This is a genomic window from Streptomyces sp. APSN-46.1 (assembly GCF_022815725.1).
In the GTDB taxonomy this organism is placed as follows: domain Bacteria; phylum Actinomycetota; class Actinomycetes; order Streptomycetales; family Streptomycetaceae; genus Streptomyces.
The window spans coordinates 247,271-263,031 of the sequence record NZ_JALGRF010000006.1; the positions used below are offsets into that span (position 1 = coordinate 247,271).

Annotated in this window: 16 protein-coding genes; 7 read left to right on the forward strand and 9 right to left on the reverse strand. The window is 70.5% G+C overall.

All coding sequences use genetic code 11. From position 1 onward, the window contains the following. Window positions 1-124: 124 nt before the first annotated feature. Together MTF65_RS19290 and MTF65_RS19295 are read right to left on the reverse strand one after the other, a co-directional pair. Window positions 125-1,528, reverse strand: a complete 1,404-nt coding sequence (locus MTF65_RS19290; protein WP_243629960.1) for an FtsW/RodA/SpoVE family cell cycle protein — start codon at window positions 1,526-1,528, stop codon at window positions 125-127. Window positions 1,529-1,738: 210 nt separating this feature from the next. Beyond that, the gene (locus MTF65_RS19295) at window positions 1,739-2,194 is read right to left on the reverse strand and encodes a DUF6234 family protein (protein ID WP_243629961.1); all 456 of its coding nucleotides are present in this window, start codon (window positions 2,192-2,194) and stop codon (window positions 1,739-1,741) included. 623 nt (window positions 2,195-2,817) lie between these two features. On the opposite strand from MTF65_RS19295, the gene groES reads away from it, so the two are divergent. Further along, window positions 2,818-3,126 (forward strand): co-chaperone GroES, encoded by a 309-nt coding sequence (gene groES, locus MTF65_RS19300; RefSeq protein WP_030011064.1) that lies wholly within the window; start codon window positions 2,818-2,820, stop codon window positions 3,124-3,126. A 138-nt stretch (window positions 3,127-3,264) separates the two neighbouring features. Continuing rightward, on the forward strand, window positions 3,265-4,890 hold the full coding sequence (groL, locus tag MTF65_RS19305) for a chaperonin GroEL (RefSeq protein WP_243629962.1): 1,626 nt from the start codon (window positions 3,265-3,267) through the stop codon (window positions 4,888-4,890). A gap of 141 nt (window positions 4,891-5,031) precedes the next feature. Here the strand turns inward: groL and MTF65_RS19310 are convergent, their stop codons facing one another. From MTF65_RS19310 to MTF65_RS19320, 3 genes are all read right to left on the reverse strand, one after another. Then, entirely contained in the window at window positions 5,032-5,730 is a 699-nt protein-coding gene (locus tag MTF65_RS19310; protein ID WP_243629963.1) for an ester cyclase, read from the reverse strand. Between the two features lie 97 nt (window positions 5,731-5,827). Further along, window positions 5,828-6,601, reverse strand: a complete 774-nt coding sequence (locus tag MTF65_RS19315) for an SDR family oxidoreductase (protein ID WP_243629964.1) — start codon at window positions 6,599-6,601, stop codon at window positions 5,828-5,830. Between the two features lie 55 nt (window positions 6,602-6,656). Continuing rightward, on the reverse strand, window positions 6,657-7,337 hold the full coding sequence (locus MTF65_RS19320; protein WP_243629965.1) for an MOSC domain-containing protein: 681 nt from the start codon (window positions 7,335-7,337) through the stop codon (window positions 6,657-6,659). A 130-nt stretch (window positions 7,338-7,467) separates the two neighbouring features. On the opposite strand from MTF65_RS19320, the gene MTF65_RS19325 reads away from it, so the two are divergent. Continuing rightward, window positions 7,468-8,367 carry a LysR family transcriptional regulator gene (locus tag MTF65_RS19325; RefSeq protein WP_243629966.1) on the forward strand — a complete coding sequence of 300 codons (900 nt, stop codon included), beginning with the start codon at window positions 7,468-7,470 and terminating at the stop codon, window positions 8,365-8,367. A gap of 152 nt (window positions 8,368-8,519) precedes the next feature. Here the strand turns inward: MTF65_RS19325 and MTF65_RS19330 are convergent, their stop codons facing one another. Beyond that, window positions 8,520-8,846, reverse strand: coding sequence for a WhiB family transcriptional regulator (locus tag MTF65_RS19330; RefSeq protein WP_243629967.1), 327 nt, complete (start codon window positions 8,844-8,846; stop codon window positions 8,520-8,522). Window positions 8,847-9,236: 390 nt separating this feature from the next. Between MTF65_RS19330 and MTF65_RS19335 the strand changes: the two genes are divergently transcribed. The 4 genes from MTF65_RS19335 to MTF65_RS19350 all read left to right on the forward strand — a co-directional run bounded on the left by MTF65_RS19335 (window position 9,237) and on the right by MTF65_RS19350 (window position 13,780). Next, window positions 9,237-9,848 (forward strand): response regulator transcription factor, encoded by a 612-nt coding sequence (locus MTF65_RS19335; RefSeq protein WP_003948568.1) that lies wholly within the window; start codon window positions 9,237-9,239, stop codon window positions 9,846-9,848. 338 nt (window positions 9,849-10,186) lie between these two features. Then, window positions 10,187-10,816: a sigma-70 family RNA polymerase sigma factor gene (locus tag MTF65_RS19340; RefSeq protein WP_243629968.1), complete on the forward strand. Its 630-nt coding sequence runs from the start codon at window positions 10,187-10,189 to the stop codon at window positions 10,814-10,816. 152 nt (window positions 10,817-10,968) lie between these two features. After that, on the forward strand, window positions 10,969-12,477 hold the full coding sequence (gene guaB / locus MTF65_RS19345; protein WP_243629969.1) for an IMP dehydrogenase: 1,509 nt from the start codon (window positions 10,969-10,971) through the stop codon (window positions 12,475-12,477). A gap of 178 nt (window positions 12,478-12,655) precedes the next feature. Further along, window positions 12,656-13,780 (forward strand): GuaB3 family IMP dehydrogenase-related protein, encoded by a 1,125-nt coding sequence (locus MTF65_RS19350; RefSeq protein ID WP_243629970.1) that lies wholly within the window; start codon window positions 12,656-12,658, stop codon window positions 13,778-13,780. 73 nt (window positions 13,781-13,853) lie between these two features. On the opposite strand, the gene MTF65_RS19355 is transcribed toward MTF65_RS19350, so the two are convergent. Genes MTF65_RS19355 through MTF65_RS19365 form a run of 3 tightly spaced genes read right to left on the reverse strand, consistent with a single transcriptional unit; the run spans window position 13,854 to window position 15,655 of the window. After that, window positions 13,854-14,171 carry a type II toxin-antitoxin system PemK/MazF family toxin gene (locus MTF65_RS19355; protein ID WP_374207258.1) on the reverse strand — a complete coding sequence of 106 codons (318 nt, stop codon included), beginning with the start codon at window positions 14,169-14,171 and terminating at the stop codon, window positions 13,854-13,856. Next, window positions 14,168-14,368 (reverse strand): hypothetical protein, encoded by a 201-nt coding sequence (locus tag MTF65_RS19360; RefSeq protein ID WP_243629971.1) that lies wholly within the window; start codon window positions 14,366-14,368, stop codon window positions 14,168-14,170. Before MTF65_RS19360 ends, MTF65_RS19355 begins: the two co-directional genes overlap by 4 nt. 57 nt (window positions 14,369-14,425) lie before the next feature. Further along, on the reverse strand, window positions 14,426-15,655 hold the full coding sequence (locus MTF65_RS19365) for a nucleotide sugar dehydrogenase (protein WP_243629972.1): 1,230 nt from the start codon (window positions 15,653-15,655) through the stop codon (window positions 14,426-14,428). Window positions 15,656-15,761: the final 106 nt, after the last annotated feature.

Below are 15,761 nucleotides of genomic sequence, written 5' to 3' on the forward strand. Positions count from 1 at the left end.
TTGTCGGGGTGCGGGTGGGGCGGGGTTGGACAGTGAGACTGACGGGAAACCCCCAGCACTGTCCAATCCCGGCCCACCAGCACCCCGCCCCCCAACCCCGCCCCACCCGTTGAAACCCGCCCCCTCACACCCCGCCCCCCACCGCCACCGGCGTGATCGTGGTCTCCGCCGGGCCGCGGGCGTCTGCCTGGCGTTGGCGTTCCGTGCTGTCGCTGATGCGGAGCAGGAGGGCGATCATGATCCAGTTGGCCAGTAGGGACGATCCGCCCTTCGCCAGGAAGGGCAGGGCCTTGCCCGTCAGGGGGATCAGGCCCGTCACGCCGCCCGCGACCACGAAGACCTGGAGGGCCAGCGCCGCGGACAGGCCCACCGCCAGCAGCTTCCCGAACGGGTCGCGCGCGCCCAGCGCCATCCGCAGGCCCCGCTGCACGAGGAGTGCGTAGAGGATCAGGACGGCCATGACCCCCGCCAGGCCGAGCTCCTCGCCCACCGTCGTCAGGATGAAGTCGCTGCGGCCCGCGAATTTGATCAGCTCAGGGTGACCCATGCCGAGGCCAGTTCCGGATATTCCTCCTGTGCCGAAGCTGAACAGCGCCTGCGCCGACTGGTCCGAGGTGACCCCCGGCGGCCGGTCCTTCCAGTAGTAGGACAGCGGATTGAGCCAGGCGGCCACGCGCGCCTTGACGTGCGGTTCGGTCGAGCCCACCGCGAAGGCGCCCACCGCCGCCATGAACAGCCCGCACACGATCCAGCTGGTGCGCTCGGTGGCGACGTACAGCATCACCACGAACACGCCGAAGAAGATCAGCGAGGTGCCGAGGTCGCGTTCGAAGACCAGGACGAGCATGGACAGGATCCATACCGTGACGATCGGCCCGAGCTGGCGCATCGGGGGCAGCCGCACGCCCAGGAATTTCCGGCCGGTCAGCGCGAGCGAATCCCGGGTCATGACCAGATAGCCCGCGAAGAAGATCGCGATCATGATCTTCACGAATTCGCCGGGCTGGAGCGAGAACCCGAACAGGATGATCCAGCGCTTGGCGCCGTACGTGTCGGCCCCGAAGAACGCCGGCGCGATCAGCAGCACCAGTGCCACGGCCATCGTGATGTAGATGAACCGCTGCAGCAGGCGGTGATCGCGCACCAGCGCCAGCACCAGGATGCAGGCGGCGACCCCGACCACCGTCCACATCAGCTGGTCGGGGGCGTTCGCCTCGCCCCCGTACCGCTCGATGTAGCTCTGGTCGAGCCGGTGGATCAGCACCAGCCCTAGCCCCGTCAGCAGCATGGCGAGCGGGAGGATCAGCGGATCCGCGTACGCCGCGAACCGGCGTACGCCCAGGTGTCCCACCAGGGACAGCAGGGACATGCTGATCGTGAAGTCGGAGAGGTTGGGCGGCAGCTCGCCGTTCATCGCCAGGCCCGCGGCGGCGTTCCCGAAGACGGCGATGCCGGTGACGAAGACGAGGAGCAGGGCTTCGGTGCGGCGGCGCGCGCCGGCCGCCGTCAGGGGCCTCAGGCCACGCACGGGATGCCGCCGCCACCGTCCACGGCGCTCTTCGGCGAGGCGCTGGGGGAGGGTGACGGGGGAGGTGACGCCTCACGGGACGGCCGGGAGTTGCCCGGGCCGCCGCTCGGGCCGGAGGCCTTGGGCCAGATCTGCTCGGCAATGAGGCGCTTTATTTTCATACCATCTACGACGGTTGCGCCCTCCCCGTGGTTCCTCCCGACGGTCAGCTCAGCTGCCGTTGCACTCGCTGTTGTCCCCGCCGCTGCGGCACTGGCGGCTGGGGCCCGAGGTACCGGGGTCGCTGGGGCGCTCCTCCTGCGGGTGGGCGGCACGGTACGCGGCCGTTCCCATCACGACGAGCAGGATCGCGAGCAGCGCGGCGGCCATGCCCTGCGTGCTGCCGGAGAACGGGGCGCGGGCGCGGAAGAGGCCGTACGAGGCGAGCGCGGCGAGGAGGCCGAGTACGCCGACGTAGACGAAGAGCCAGGCGTCCGAGCCCCAGGAGAACGGGGGTGGCCCGGGGGTGGTGTCGTCCCAGTTCGCGAACGCGGCGTAGAAGAAGCCGCCGAGGAGGGCCGCGGCCTCCAGTGCCACCAGGAGGACGGCCAGGACGGCGTCGGCGGCCCAGTGCACGGGTGTGCGGGGGGTGGCCGTCTCGGTGGTGGGGGCGGGCTCCGTGGTCATGCGGACCAGCGTCGCCGAGCCGGGGCCGGGCCGCCTGAGTACGCGTACTCAGCCCTGCCGCCGGGGGTCGTGCCGGGGGCCGCGCCCGGGGCCCCGCCCGGGGCCCCGCCCGGCATCTTCGGCCCCGCCGGGCACTTTCAGCCCCGTCGGCGTTTGAGTGGGGGTTCCCCCCGGACGGAGTCTGGGGGAGGGTCCGGGCGGAGCCCGGTGCCCGGCCGAGCCGGGTTTGCTGGGGCGCCGCCCCAGACCCCGCGCCTCAAACGCCGGCGAGGCTGAATGTGGCGGGCCCGCGCCTCGACCGACCGGCGGCATTGGCCGGAGGGCATCGACCGGGGGGGAGTGGCCGGACCGCAGTGGCCGGAGGGGAGCGGCCGGCCGGGACCGACCGGCGGCAGTGGCCGGACCGTAGTGGCCGGAAAAGGGTGGCTGGATGGCGACCCGCGATCAGCGGGATTGGCACTCCGCTTGACCGAGTGCTAATCGCCGGAATAGTGTCACACCTGGCACTCGCCACCGGTGAGTGCCAACACAGCGACAGGCAGATCCGGCACCCGCGACGACGGATCGACCTGGTCGCCACCTCAGACAGTTAACCCCGGATCTCCGAAGGGGGAGGTCGGATCGTGACGACCGCCAGCTCCAAGGTTGCCATCAAGCCGCTTGAGGACCGCATTGTGGTCCAGCCGCTCGACGCCGAGCAGACCACGGCCTCCGGCCTGGTCATCCCGGACACCGCGAAGGAGAAGCCCCAGGAGGGCGTCGTCCTCGCCGTGGGCCCGGGTCGCTTCGAGGACGGCCAGCGTCTCCCGCTGGACGTCACCGTCGGCGACATCGTGCTGTACAGCAAGTACGGCGGCACCGAAGTGAAGTACAGCGGCGAGGAGTACCTCGTCCTCTCGGCTCGCGACGTGCTCGCGATCGTCGAGAAGTAAGTCACTTCACCAGTTTTGCTTTGAGCTGCGCCCCTGGTCACCCTGCTGATGCCGGGCGGCGAGGGGCGTAGTTCGTTCTAGGCGGTGGCGGTCGCGGTGAGCGGCCGAGGATCGCAACGAGAGGACTGAACCGCTCCCATGCCGAAGATTCTGAAGTTCGACGAGGACGCCCGTCGCGCCCTCGAGCGCGGCGTCAACAAGCTTGCCGACACGGTGAAGGTGACGATCGGCCCCAAGGGCCGCAACGTCGTCATCGACAAGAAGTTCGGCGCCCCCACCATCACCAACGACGGTGTCACCATCGCCCGCGAGGTCGAGCTGGACGACCCGTACGAGAACCTGGGCGCGCAGCTCGTGAAGGAGGTGGCGACCAAGACCAACGACATCGCGGGTGACGGCACCACCACCGCCACCGTGCTGGCCCAGGCGCTGGTCCGCGAGGGTCTGCGCAACGTCGCCGCCGGTGCCTCCCCGGCCGCCCTCAAGAAGGGCATCGACGCCGCGGTCAAGGCCGTGTCCGAGGAGCTCCTCGCGACCGCCCGTCCGATCGAGGACAAGTCCGACATCGCCGCCGTGGCCGCGCTCTCCGCGCAGGACCAGCAGGTCGGCGAGCTCATCGCCGAGGCGATGGACAAGGTCGGCAAGGACGGTGTCATCACCGTCGAGGAGTCGAACGCCTTCGGCCTGGAGCTCGAGTTCACCGAGGGCATGGCCTTCGACAAGGGCTACCTCTCGCCGTACATGGTCACCGACCAGGAGCGTATGGAGGCCGTCCTCGACGACCCGTACATCCTGATCAACCAGGGCAAGATCTCGTCCATCCAGGACCTGCTGCCGCTGCTGGAGAAGGTCATCCAGGCGGGTGGCTCCAAGCCGCTGCTGATCATCGCCGAGGACGTCGAGGGCGAGGCGCTCTCCACCCTCGTCGTCAACAAGATCCGTGGCACCTTCAACGCCGTGGCCGTCAAGGCCCCCGGCTTCGGTGACCGCCGCAAGGCGATGCTCCAGGACATGGCCACCCTCACCGGTGCCACCGTCATCGCCGAGGAGGTCGGCCTCAAGCTCGACCAGGCCGGTCTGGACGTCCTGGGCGGCGCGCGCCGCGTGACCATCTCCAAGGACGACACCACCATCGTCGACGGTGGCGGCAACTCCGCGGACGTCCTCGGCCGCGTCAACCAGATCAAGGCCGAGATCGAGTCCACCGACTCGGACTGGGACCGCGAGAAGCTGCAGGAGCGCCTGGCGAAGCTCGCCGGCGGCGTCTGCGTCATCAAGGTCGGCGCCGCCACCGAGGTGGAGCTCAAGGAGAAGAAGCACCGCCTTGAGGACGCCATCTCGGCGACCCGCGCCGCGGTCGAGGAGGGCATCGTCTCCGGCGGTGGCTCCGCGCTCGTCCACGCCGTGAAGGTGCTGGAGGACAACCTCGGTCTGACCGGCGACGAGGGCACGGGTGTCGCGGTCGTCCGCCGCGCCGCCGTCGAGCCGCTGCGCTGGATCGCCGAGAACGCCGGCCTTGAGGGCTACGTCATCACCTCGAAGGTCGCCGAGCTCGACAAGGGCCAGGGCTTCAACGCCGCCACCGGCGAGTACGGCGACCTGGTCAAGGCCGGCGTCATCGACCCGGTCAAGGTCACCCGCTCCGCGCTGGAGAACGCCGCTTCCATCGCCTCCCTGCTGCTCACGACCGAGACCCTGGTCGTCGAGAAGCCGGCCGAGGAAGAGGCCGACGGCCACGGGCACGGCCACGGTCACAGCCACTGATCGCGCCCCGCGCAGAGAAGGCCCCGTCCCGCGTTTCGTGGGACGGGGCCTTCCCCGTGGGACGGGGTCTTCCCCGTGGGACGGGGTCTTCCCCGTGGGACGGGGTCTTCCCCGTGGGACGGGGTCTTCCCCGTGCCGTGCTCAGGATCCGGACACGCCCATCTCGCGCATGAGGCGTCCGACGTCGAAGTGCCACCAGCCTTCCATTATCTCGCCGTTCATACAGCGGAAAGTGGTGGTCCCGGTGATGTCGTAGGTCTTCCCGGTCGGCGCGACCCCCATGAACTCTCCCTTGTGGGTGCCGTGCCAGGTCCACACGGTGGTGACGAAGTCGCCCTCGGCCAGCTGGGCCGTCACGTCGAACGTCATGTCGAAGGCCCCGCGCCACATCTGGACGTCCTCGTGCATGACGCCCCGCCCGATGACGGTGGTCTCCTCCTTGATGAGGTCGTGGTCGATGTAGTTCGTCTCGAAGCACTCGTCGATGAGCGCCATGTTGCCGCCCTGGAGGATCTCCTCGAACACCCGGTTCACGAGCATCTTGTTGAGGTTCTCGTCGCGGACCACGTCGAGGTTGGTGAAGGTGGGCATCCCCTCGCACAGCGCCACCATCTCCTGGAACATCTTGTCCGTCTCCGGGAGTTGGGAGTTCTTCATGGCGTCTTCGTACGAGGGGAACTCGACCACGTCCACGTAGTGGTTCTCGGCTTCGCGGTCCTTGCCCACGACGCTGTGGGTGACGGTGCGCTTGCCCTGGCTCTGCGCGATGTAGCGGTCCAGCAGCTGGTTGAGGTCGTCCTGCCGACGGGTCTTGTAATCGATGATCTGTACGAATGTCATGGTGGTCTCCCGGGCTGGTTGGGACATGTCCATTTTAGGTAGATTTCGCCCATCCGGCCGGGTTACCGGCGCGTTGCGGAGGCCTGTACCGCGCCTGTTACCGGGGCCCGTACTTGCGGCCCGTACGCGAGGACACCCCGCCCAGCAGGCCGCGCGGCGTCAGCTTCACCACGCCCATCAACGCCTTGTAGCGCGGGTCCGGGATCGACACCGTCTTGCCGCGCGCCAGGTCGGCCAGAGCCGCGGCCACCAGCTTGTCGGCGTCGAGCCACATCCAGCCCGGGATGTTGTCCGTCCCCATCCCGGCCCGCTGGTGGAACTCCGTGCGCACGAAGCCGGGGCACAGCGCCATCAGCCGCACCCCGGACCCGGCCAGGTCCCTCGCCGCACCCTGGGTGAACTGCACGACCCAGGCCTTGCTGGCCCCGTACGTGCCGCGCGGCACGAACGCGGCGACGGAGGCCACGTTGATCACCCCGCCGCGGCCGCGCGAGCGCATCGACTCGGTGGCCGCCGAGGTCAGCCGCAGCACCGCCTCGATGTGCACCTTCAGCATGGACAGCTCGTCGGCCATGGAGACCTCCAGGTAGCGGCCCTTGTTGCCGAAGCCGGCGTTGTTGACCAGCAGGTCCACCGGGTGCTTGCGGTCGCCGAGGCGCTGTTCGACCGCCGCGATGCCCTCCTCGGTGGAGAGGTCGGCGGCCAGCACCTCGGCCTCGATGCCGTGCCGGTCGTGCAGCTCGGTGGCCTGTTCGCCGAGCCGCTCGGTGTCGCGGGCCACCAGTACGAGGTTGTGCCCCTGGGCGGCGAGCCGCCGGGCGAAGGCGGCGCCGATGCCCGCCGTGGATCCCGTAATCAACGCAGTCGTCATACGCGCAACCTAGCCGCCCGGGGTGACGGCGCCGAGTGAACCCGTCCCGGACGCCTCAGGGGGCGTCGTGCGAGCCGTACTTCTCGACGTAGCGCCGGACGGTGTCGTGGGCCTGCGGCTCCATCGCCGCGCCCGCCGCCGCCGTGCGCGGGAGCAGCGCCCGCTCCGTGGTGAAGGCGCGGAACCAGAACTCCACCGTCACCTCGTGGTCCGGACGGTGCAGGACCTCGACCGGGTCGCCGGGGGAGACCGAGCCCTCCTCGATCACCCGCAGGTACGCGCCGGGCCGGGCCTCCCGGGTGAACCGCCGGACCCAGGCGGGCTCGCCGAGCGCGCCCTGGAAGGTCCGGCACGGGATGCGCGCCGAGGCCACTTCGAGGACGAGGTCCGCGCCGACCCGCCAGCGTTCGCCGAGCAGGGCGGCGTTCACGTCGATGCCGGCGGTGGTGAGGTTCTCGCCGAACACCCCGCCGGGCAGCTCGCGTCCCAGCTCGCGCTCCCACCAGTCCAGGTCCTCGCGGGCGTAGGCGTACACGGCCTGGTGGTCGCCGCCGTGATGGCGCAGGTCGCAGACGGCGTCGCCCTCGACGCCCCCGCCCGCCGTGCCCTTGGGGCCGGGCGCGAAGACGCGGACCGGGCCGGGGACGGGCCGCTTGCCGATGCCCGTCACCCCGCCCTCCGCGTCCGTGTACGCGACGGCCGTCGCGCGGCCCAGGTTCACGGAGACGAGGTGCATGGCGAGAAGGCTAGCCGGACCTTCCGGTTCCGGGTCCCTCCCAGCGGCTCTCCGTGGCCCTCCCGGCGACCGTCTCAAAGGTACGGGGGGACATTCGCGGCGAGGTCAAAGCGGGGCTTATGCTCAGAGGGTGATCGAGGCACGTCATCTCCGGGTACTGCGCGCTGTCGCCGGGACCGGGTCCTTCTCCGCCGCCGCCCGCGAGCTCGGCTGCACCCAGCCGGCCGTCTCCCAGCAGATGAAGGCGCTGGAGCAGTCGGCCGGCACCCCGCTGCTCATCCGCACCGGGCGCGAGATGCGGCTCACCCAGGCGGGTGAGGCGCTGGTCCGGCACGCCGCCGGGATCCTGGCGGGGCTGACCGCCGCCGAGGAGGAGGTCGCCGCCATCGCCGGGCTGCGCGCGGGCCGGGTCCGGCTCGTGTCCTTCCCGAGCGGGAGCTCCACCCTGGTGCCGACCGCGCTCGCGGCGATGCGCGCCGAGCACCCCGGTACCCGTATCTCGCTGGTCGAGGCCGAGCCGCCGCGTTCCGTGGAGATGCTCCGCGAGGGTGAATGCGATCTGGCGCTGGCCTTCCGGTACGGCGGGTCGGCCGGGTCGGCCGCCGAGTGGGAGGACCTCGTGGTGCGGCCGCTGCTGACCGACCGGCTCGTCGGGCTGGTTCCCGAGGCGCACCGGCTGGCCGGCGCCGAGCGGGTGGGCATGGCGCAACTCGCCGACGAGCCCTGGATCGCGGGCTGTCCGCGCTGCCGCCGCCATCTGGTGGAGGTGTGCGAGGGCGCGGGCTTCACCCCGCGCATCGACTTCGCCACCGACGACTACCCCGCGGTGGTCGGCCTGGTGGGCGCGGGGCTGGGGGTCGCGGTGCTGCCGGAGCTCGCGGTGGAGTCCGTACGGGCCAAGGGTGTGAGCACCCTGATCGTGGAACCGGCCGTGGAGCGGGAGGTCGTGGCGCTGACCTTGCCCGACCTGGCCAGGGTCCCGGCCGTGGCCGCGACCCTGGCCGAGCTGGAGCGGGCCGCCACGCGCTGACGGCGACACGCCGACAGTCGTGGGCCGCCACGCGCCGGCGGCGACACGCCGAAGGCCGTGCGCCGTCGGCTGTGCGCTCCAGTCGGCGCGCTCCAGTCAGATCGCTCCAGTCAGATCGCTCCGGTCAGCGAGCTCCAGTCAATGCGCTCCGGTCAGTGGCGAGTGGTTGGTCCGATCGCGCTCGACGCGGGGATCAGGCGATGCCGCGCCCGGCCCATCAGCTCTTCGCGTTCGTCCTCGGTGAGGCCGCCCCAGACCCCGTAGGGCTCGCGGACGGCGAGTGCGTGAGCGGCGCATTCCGAACGCACCGGGCAACGCATGCAGACCTCTTTAGCCGAGGCCTCACGCGCGCTCCTGGCCGCGCCCCGCTCGCCTTCCGGGTGGAAGAACAGGGAGCTGTCGACCCCGCGGCAAGCTGCCAGCAGCTGCCAGTCCCAGAGGTCGGCGTTCGGTCCGGGGAGGCGGGAGAAATCTGCCATGGGTAGTCCCTCTTGGTGCCGGTACTGAGGCGGATACGGGCATGTCTCCAACGGGTTTCCACACCTACTGTCGTAGTAGATGTAAATATGACTCATTGGGAATCTAGCCTCAGACACGTGGCAAACGGAAGGAAAGCCGCCAAATAGGGCATAGCTCCAGATGGACGACAGATGGCGCGCGCCTCCCGCGTGGTGATCGGTTCCTCACGTAGAGTGCCGAAGGTGCCTGTCCGACCCGTAACTCTTTCGAGTGACCATCGTTGAGAGTGCGAAGGCGGTTGAAAGAAGAAGTTCCCGGACATGTGTCCGAGAGCATCGACCGCACAGGTGACGATACGTACCAGCCTGGAGGCTCAAGGTGACGCGCATCAGCAGCTGCGGAGGGCGGTCATGACATCCGTCCTCGTCTGCGACGACTCCCCGCTTGCCCGAGAGGCGCTCCGTCGCGCGGTTGCCACCGTGCCCGGCGTCGAGCGTGTGACGACGGCTGCCAACGGCGAGGAAGTCCTCCGCCGCTGGGGTGCCGACCGCTCCGACCTGATTCTGATGGATGTACGGATGCCCGGGCTGGGTGGTGTGGAGACGGTTCGCCGACTGCTCTCGGCCGACCCGGGCGCCCGCATCATCATGCTGACGGTGGCCGAGGACCTGGACGGCGTGGCCCTCGCGGTCGCCGCCGGCGCCCGGGGCTATCTGCACAAGGACGCCTCGCGCGCCGAACTGCGGGCCACGGTCACCCAGGCTCTCGCCGACCCGACCTGGCGACTGGCCCCGCGCCGGCTCCGCTCGGCCGAGATGGGCGCCGCGCCCACGCTCACCGCGCGCGAGATCCAGGTCCTGGAGGGCATGAGCCACGGCCGGTCCAACGCCGAGATCGGGCGCGAGCTCTTCCTCTCCGAGGACACGGTCAAGACCCATGCCCGCAGGCTGTTCAAGAAGCTGGGCGCCTCGGACCGGGCGCACGCCGTGGCGCTCGGGTTCCGCTGGGGCCTGGTCCGCTGACCGCACGTCCGCCGGCCGGCTCGTGGGAGCGGTCCCGCCCGCCACCGGCGGGCGGGGCGGCGCGCCGCCCGTTCCGCTGCCGCCGCGCGTGTCCCGCCGTACCCGGTGCGCGCCCGGGGGTTGGCGGGGCACAATCCGGGGGACGTGTCGCTTCGTGCGCGATGCCGCATCCTTGAGTGTGTGGCCGCAATACGGAGATGGGGCATCGGGGACCATTCGGGCCGAGCGGAGGGGGGGTGCAGACCATGAGTTCCGGCGCACCCGCTCACAACGCTTCGATGCACAACAGTGACGACCGTGGTGCCACGAACGCTCCGGCGTCAAGGCACCATGGATTGATGCGCGACGACGAGGCCCTGGGGTCACCCGCGGCCACAGGCCCGACCGGCACCGCCAAAGGCGGCGGGACCGGGGGCGTCAGCGCGCTCGTACGCCGTGCGGTGGAGGGCGACGAGCAGGCCACGCACGATCTGCTCGCCTTCGTGCACCCGCTCGCCATCCGCTACTGCCGCACCCGGCTCTCGCGGCTCCCCGGTGACGCTCGTCACTTCGTGGAGGACCTTGCGCAGGAAGTCTGCGTCGCCGTCCTGATGGCCCTGCCGCGCTACCGGGACACCGGGCGGCCCTTCGAAGCCTTCGTCTTCGCCATCGCCGCACACAAGGTCGCCGACCTCCAGCGGGCCGCCATGCGGCACCCGGGCAGTACGGCCGTGCCGTCCGACGAGATGCCGGAGCGGCCGGACGACTCGCTGGGTCCGGAGGAGCGGGCACTGCTCAGCAGTGACGCCGCCTGGGCCAAGAAGCTGCTGGCCAACCTTCCGGAGAACCAGCGCGAGCTCCTCGTCCTGCGGGTGGCCGTCGGGCTGACCGCCGAGGAGACCGGACAGATGCTCGGGATGTCCCCCGGTGCGGTGCGGGTGGCCCAGCACAGGGCGCTCAGCCGGCTCCGCGCGCTCGCCGAGCAGTAGATCCCCTCGGATCTCTCGGATCTCTCCGGATCTCCGCGGATCTTTCGTAGGAACAGACGAATCTTCTGCTTGGCCTTGGTCGTGGAATGAGACGCGTCGGGATCCCGTTAGCATGGACATCCGCGCTGAGCAAGACCATTTGGGAAGGTGTCATGACCGACAGCGGTTCGACCGGAGTACCCGACAAATTCGCCACGCTCGGACTGACCTACGACGACGTGCTGCTGCTGCCGGGCGCGTCGGACATGTCGCCTGACGCGATCGACACCTCCTCCCTCATCTCGCGCAACGTGCGTGTGAACGTCCCGCTGCTGTCCGCCGCCATGGACAAGGTCACCGAGGCCCGCATGGCCATCGCGATGGCCCGGCAGGGCGGCGTCGGTGTACTGCACCGCAACCTTTCGATCGTCGACCAGGCCAACCAGGTGGACCTGGTCAAGCGCTCCGAGTCCGGCATGGTCACCGACCCGATCACGGTGCACCCGGACGCGACGCTGCGCGAGGCCGACGCGCTCTGTGCCAAGTTCCGCATCTCCGGCGTCCCGGTCACGGACCCGGCGGGCAAGCTCCTCGGCATCGTCACCAACCGCGACATGGCCTTCGAGTCGGACCGCAGCCGCCAGGTGCGCGAGGTCATGACCCCGATGCCGCTGGTCACCGGCAAGGTCGGCATCTCGGGCGTGGACGCCATGGAGCTGCTGCGCCGCCACAAGATCGAGAAGCTTCCGCTGGTCGACGACGCGGGCATCCTCAAGGGCCTCATCACGGTCAAGGACTTCGTCAAGGCCGAGAAGTACCCGAACGCCGCCAAGGACAAGGAAGGCCGGCTGCTCGTCGGCGCGGCCGTCGGCGTCGCCGGCGACGCGTACGACCGCGCGCAGGCCCTGATCGAGGCGGGCGCCGACTTCATCGTCGTCGACACCGCCCACGGCCACTCCCGGCTGGTCGGCGACATGGTCGCCAAGATCAAGTCGAACTCCTCGGTCGACGTCATCGGCGGCAACATCGCCACCCGCGACGGCGCCCAGGCCCTGATCGACGCCGGCTGCGACGGCATCAAGGTCGGCGTCGGCCCCGGCTCCATCTGCACCACCCGTGTGGTCGCCGGCATCGGCGTCCCGCAGGTCACCGCGATCTACGAGGCCTCGCTCGCCGCCAAGGCCGCGGGCGTCCCGGTCATCGGCGACGGCGGCCTGCAGTACTCCGGCGACATCGCCAAGGCCCTGGTCGCGGGCGCCGACACGGTGATGCTCGGCTCGCTGCTCGCGGGCTGCGAGGAGTCCCCGGGCGAGCTGATGTTCATCAACGGCAAGCAGTTCAAGTCGTACCGCGGCATGGGCTCGCTCGGCGCGATGCAGTCCCGCGGCGACCGCAAGTCCTTCTCCAAGGACCGCTACTTCCAGGAGGGCGTGGGCGGCGACGACAAGCTCATCCCCGAGGGCATCGAGGGCCAGGTCCCGTACCGCGGCCCGCTCTCCGCGGTCGTGCACCAGCTCGTCGGCGGCCTGCGCCAGTCGATGTTCTACGTCGGCGGCCGCACGGTGCCGGAGCTCCAGGACCGGGGCCGGTTCGTCCGGATCACCTCGGCGGGCCTCAAGGAGAGCCACCCGCACGACATCCAGATGACGGTGGAAGCACCGAACTACTCCCGCAAGGGGTAGCAGGTGAGCTGAACCGAGGTGGGCGGGCCCGGGGCAACCGGGCCCGCCCATCGCCGTTGAGGCGGGGATCCGGCGTCCGTGAGTCGTCCGTAAGGCGTCCGTACAGCGGTCACCGGAACGCGGGCCCCCGGGGTTCGGGGATACTGGACGGGCAGACCCAGAGGAAAGGCCACCACACGTGACTGAGATCGAGATCGGGCGCGGCAAGCGCGGCCGCAGGGCGTACGCGTTCGACGACATCGCCATCGTCCCGAGCCGGCGTACGCGGGACCCGAAGGAGGTCTCGATCGCCTGGCAGATCGACGCCTACCGCTTCGAGCTGCCGTTCCTCGCCGCCCCCATGGACTCGGTCGTCTCCCCGCAGACCGCGATCCGCATCGGCGAGCTCGGCGGCCTCGGCGTGCTGAACCTCGAAGGCCTGTGGACCCGGTACGAGGACCCGCAGCCGCTGCTCGACGAGATCACGGAGCTGGACGAGGAGTCCGCGACCCGCCGCCTCCAGGAGATCTACTCCGCGCCGATCCAGGCGGACCTGATCCGCCGGCGGATCAAGGAGGTGCGCGACTCAGGCGTCGTCACCGCCGCCGCGCTCTCCCCGCAGCGCACCGCCGAGTTCTCCAAGGCCGTCGTGGACGCCGGCGTGGACATCTTCGTGATCCGCGGCACCACCGTGTCGGCGGAGCACGTCTCCGGCGCCGCCGAGCCGCTGAACCTGAAGCAGTTCATCTACGAGCTCGACGTCCCGGTCATCGTGGGCGGCTGCGCCACCTACACGGCGGCCCTGCACCTGATGCGCACCGGCGCCGCGGGCGTCCTGGTCGGCTTCGGCGGCGGCGCCGCGCACACCACGCGCAACGTGCTCGGCATCCAGGTTCCGATGGCGACCGCCGTCGCGGACGTGGCCGCGGCCCGCCGCGACTACATGGACGAGTCCGGCGGCCGCTACGTGCACGTCATCGCCGACGGCGGCGTGGGCTGGTCCGGCGACATCCCGAAGGCCGTCGCCTGCGGCGCCGACGCCGTGATGATGGGCTCCCCGCTGGCCCGCGCCACCGACGCGCCCGGCAAGGGCAACCACTGGGGCATGGAGGCCGTCCACGAGGACGTGCCGCGCGGCAAGAAGGTGGACCTCGGCACGGTCGGCACCACCGAGGAGATCCTCACCGGCCCGTCGCACTCCCCGGACGGCTCGATGAACCTCTTCGGCGCGCTGCGCCGCTCGATGGCCACCACCGGCTACAGCGAGCTCAAGGAGTTCCAGCGGGTCGAGATCACGATCGCGGACTCGCAGCACAGCCGCTGACCGTTCTCCCGTACGTACGCCGGAGGGCCGGCACCCCGAGTGGGGGTGCCGGCCCTCCGGCGTACGCGCAGGCTCAGAGCCCGAAGTACAGGCACACGGCATGCTCGACTTCAGCCAGTTCGTCCCGGTCGAGGTAGTGGACCGGGTCGCCATGGATGTACGTGATGTCGACCGTGCGGATCTGGTCGACGAGCAGCCGCGTGAGAACGCCGGCCATTTCCAGCTGGGGCCGGAAGGCGGCGGGCTGGGCGCTGGTCGAAGTAGGGATGACCGTCACCACGTTCCAGGGCATCGAGCTCGGGCTCAGGACGAGTCCGTACCGTTTGCCTCGCTGTTCGTGCCCGCGCTTGGCGTCTCCGAAGTCGACCCGGTAGACAGCGCCCCGGATCACCAGGCGTCCGCTTCGTCGTTCAGGTCCTCGTCAGCGAGTCGCTCGGCGTCCGCACGCGCCCTGACGAGCCACGCCTCCCGCTCCAGCAGCCGCAGGGCGCGCCGGATCACGTCACTCGTGCGTTCACCCTCGCGGATGGCCGCGGCGATGATGCGCTCGTCTTCTTCGGTGGGCCGAAACCCTATGGTCGTCGCCATACAGCCAGGCTAGCGCGCTGTGCAACATTCGTCCAACGGATGTTGCACACTCGCGTGTCAGAGGCGGTGGGCCGCTCCCGGGGGGCTGGCGCCGCGGGTGTCCAGGAGCAGTTGGGCCTTTACCGCGAGACCTTGCAGGTCGTACGTGCGGTGGTGCTGGAGGAGGATCGTCAGATCGGCGTTGGCGGCGGCCTCGTACAACGATTCGGCCCGGGGGACCGGCTGGTCCCGGACCCGCCAGCCCGTGATGTACGGGTCGTGGTAGCTGATCAGCGCCCCCAGGTCGAGGAGGCGGCTGGCGATCTCGCGGGCCGGGGAGCCCTCCTGGTCGGCGAGGTCGGGCTTGTACGTCACGCCCAGGAGCAGGACGCGGGCGCCGCGGGCGGACTTGCCGTGTTCGTTGAGCAGGGTGGCGGAGCGCTGGATGACGTACTGCGGCATCCGGTTGTTGATCTCCTGCGCCAGGCCGACCATGCGCAGCGGGTGGCCGGGGGTGCGGGTGGTGTGGGGGAGGTAGTTGGGGTCGAGGGGGACGCCGTGGCCGCCGACGCCGGGGCCGGGGCGGAAGGCCTGGAACCCGTACGGCTTGGTCTCGGCGCAGCGGATGACGTCCCAGAGGTCCACGCCGAGGTCGTGGCAGAGGACCGCCATCTCGTTCATCAGGGCGATGTTGACGTGCCGGTAGTTGGTTTCGAGGAGCTGTACGGTCTCGGCCTCGCGCAGACCGCGGGCCCGGACGACCTTCTCGGTGAGGCGGGCGTAGAAGGCGTGCGCCGATTCGGTGCAGGCGGGGGTGAGGCCGCCGATCACCTTGGGGGTGTTGGCGATGCCGTGCGTGCGGTTGCCCGGGTCGAGGCGGCTGGGGGAGTAGGCCAGGTGGAAGTCCCGGCCGGCGCGCAGTCCCGAGCCCTCTTCGAGGATCGGGCGCAGGTAGTCCTCGGTGACGCCCGGGTGGGCGGCCGATTCGAGGATGACGGTGGTGTGCGGGCGCAGCCGGGCGGCGAGGGCGTGGCCGGCCACGCCGACGGCCGAGAGGTCGAGCGCGCGGTCCGCGCCGAGCTGGGTGGGGGCGCAGATGACGGCGGTGCGGACCCGGCCGAGTTCGGCGGGGTTGGTGGTGATCCGGAAGCCGGCCGCCGACATGCGGCGGATCTCGGCGGCGGTGAGGGTGCTGTCCGTGGCCGGACCGCTGTCGTAGCCGACGGTCTCGATTCCGGCGGCTACGGCCGCCTGGGCGAGGGGGAGGCCGAGGTGGCCGAGTCCGATGACGGCGAGATCTGCGGGCATTGGGGGGCCGTCCCTTCCCTTCCCTGACGTGCGCGAGGGGGCTGGGCGCGCACGTCCTGTCGACCGGGGGAGTCGGCGGAAGCCTCGACGGAAGCCTCGACGGAAC

Coding starts and splice junctions, on each gene's coding strand:
- MTF65_RS19295 (WP_243629961.1), bottom strand. CDS start 2,194: ATGACCACGGAGCCCGCCCCCACCACCGAGACGGCCACCCCCCGCACA.
- groL (WP_243629962.1), top strand. CDS start 3,265: ATGCCGAAGATTCTGAAGTTCGACGAGGACGCCCGTCGCGCCCTCGAG.
- MTF65_RS19310 (WP_243629963.1), bottom strand. CDS start 5,730: ATGACATTCGTACAGATCATCGATTACAAGACCCGTCGGCAGGACGAC.
- MTF65_RS19315 (WP_243629964.1), bottom strand. CDS start 6,601: ATGACGACTGCGTTGATTACGGGATCCACGGCGGGCATCGGCGCCGCC.
- MTF65_RS19320 (WP_243629965.1), bottom strand. CDS start 7,337: ATGCACCTCGTCTCCGTGAACCTGGGCCGCGCGACGGCCGTCGCGTAC.
- MTF65_RS19330 (WP_243629967.1), bottom strand. CDS start 8,846: ATGGCAGATTTCTCCCGCCTCCCCGGACCGAACGCCGACCTCTGGGAC.
- MTF65_RS19335 (WP_003948568.1), top strand. CDS start 9,237: ATGACATCCGTCCTCGTCTGCGACGACTCCCCGCTTGCCCGAGAGGCG.
- MTF65_RS19340 (WP_243629968.1), top strand. CDS start 10,187: ATGCGCGACGACGAGGCCCTGGGGTCACCCGCGGCCACAGGCCCGACC.
- guaB (WP_243629969.1), top strand. CDS start 10,969: ATGACCGACAGCGGTTCGACCGGAGTACCCGACAAATTCGCCACGCTC.
- MTF65_RS19360 (WP_243629971.1), bottom strand. CDS start 14,368: ATGGCGACGACCATAGGGTTTCGGCCCACCGAAGAAGACGAGCGCATC.
- MTF65_RS19365 (WP_243629972.1), bottom strand. CDS start 15,655: ATGCCCGCAGATCTCGCCGTCATCGGACTCGGCCACCTCGGCCTCCCC.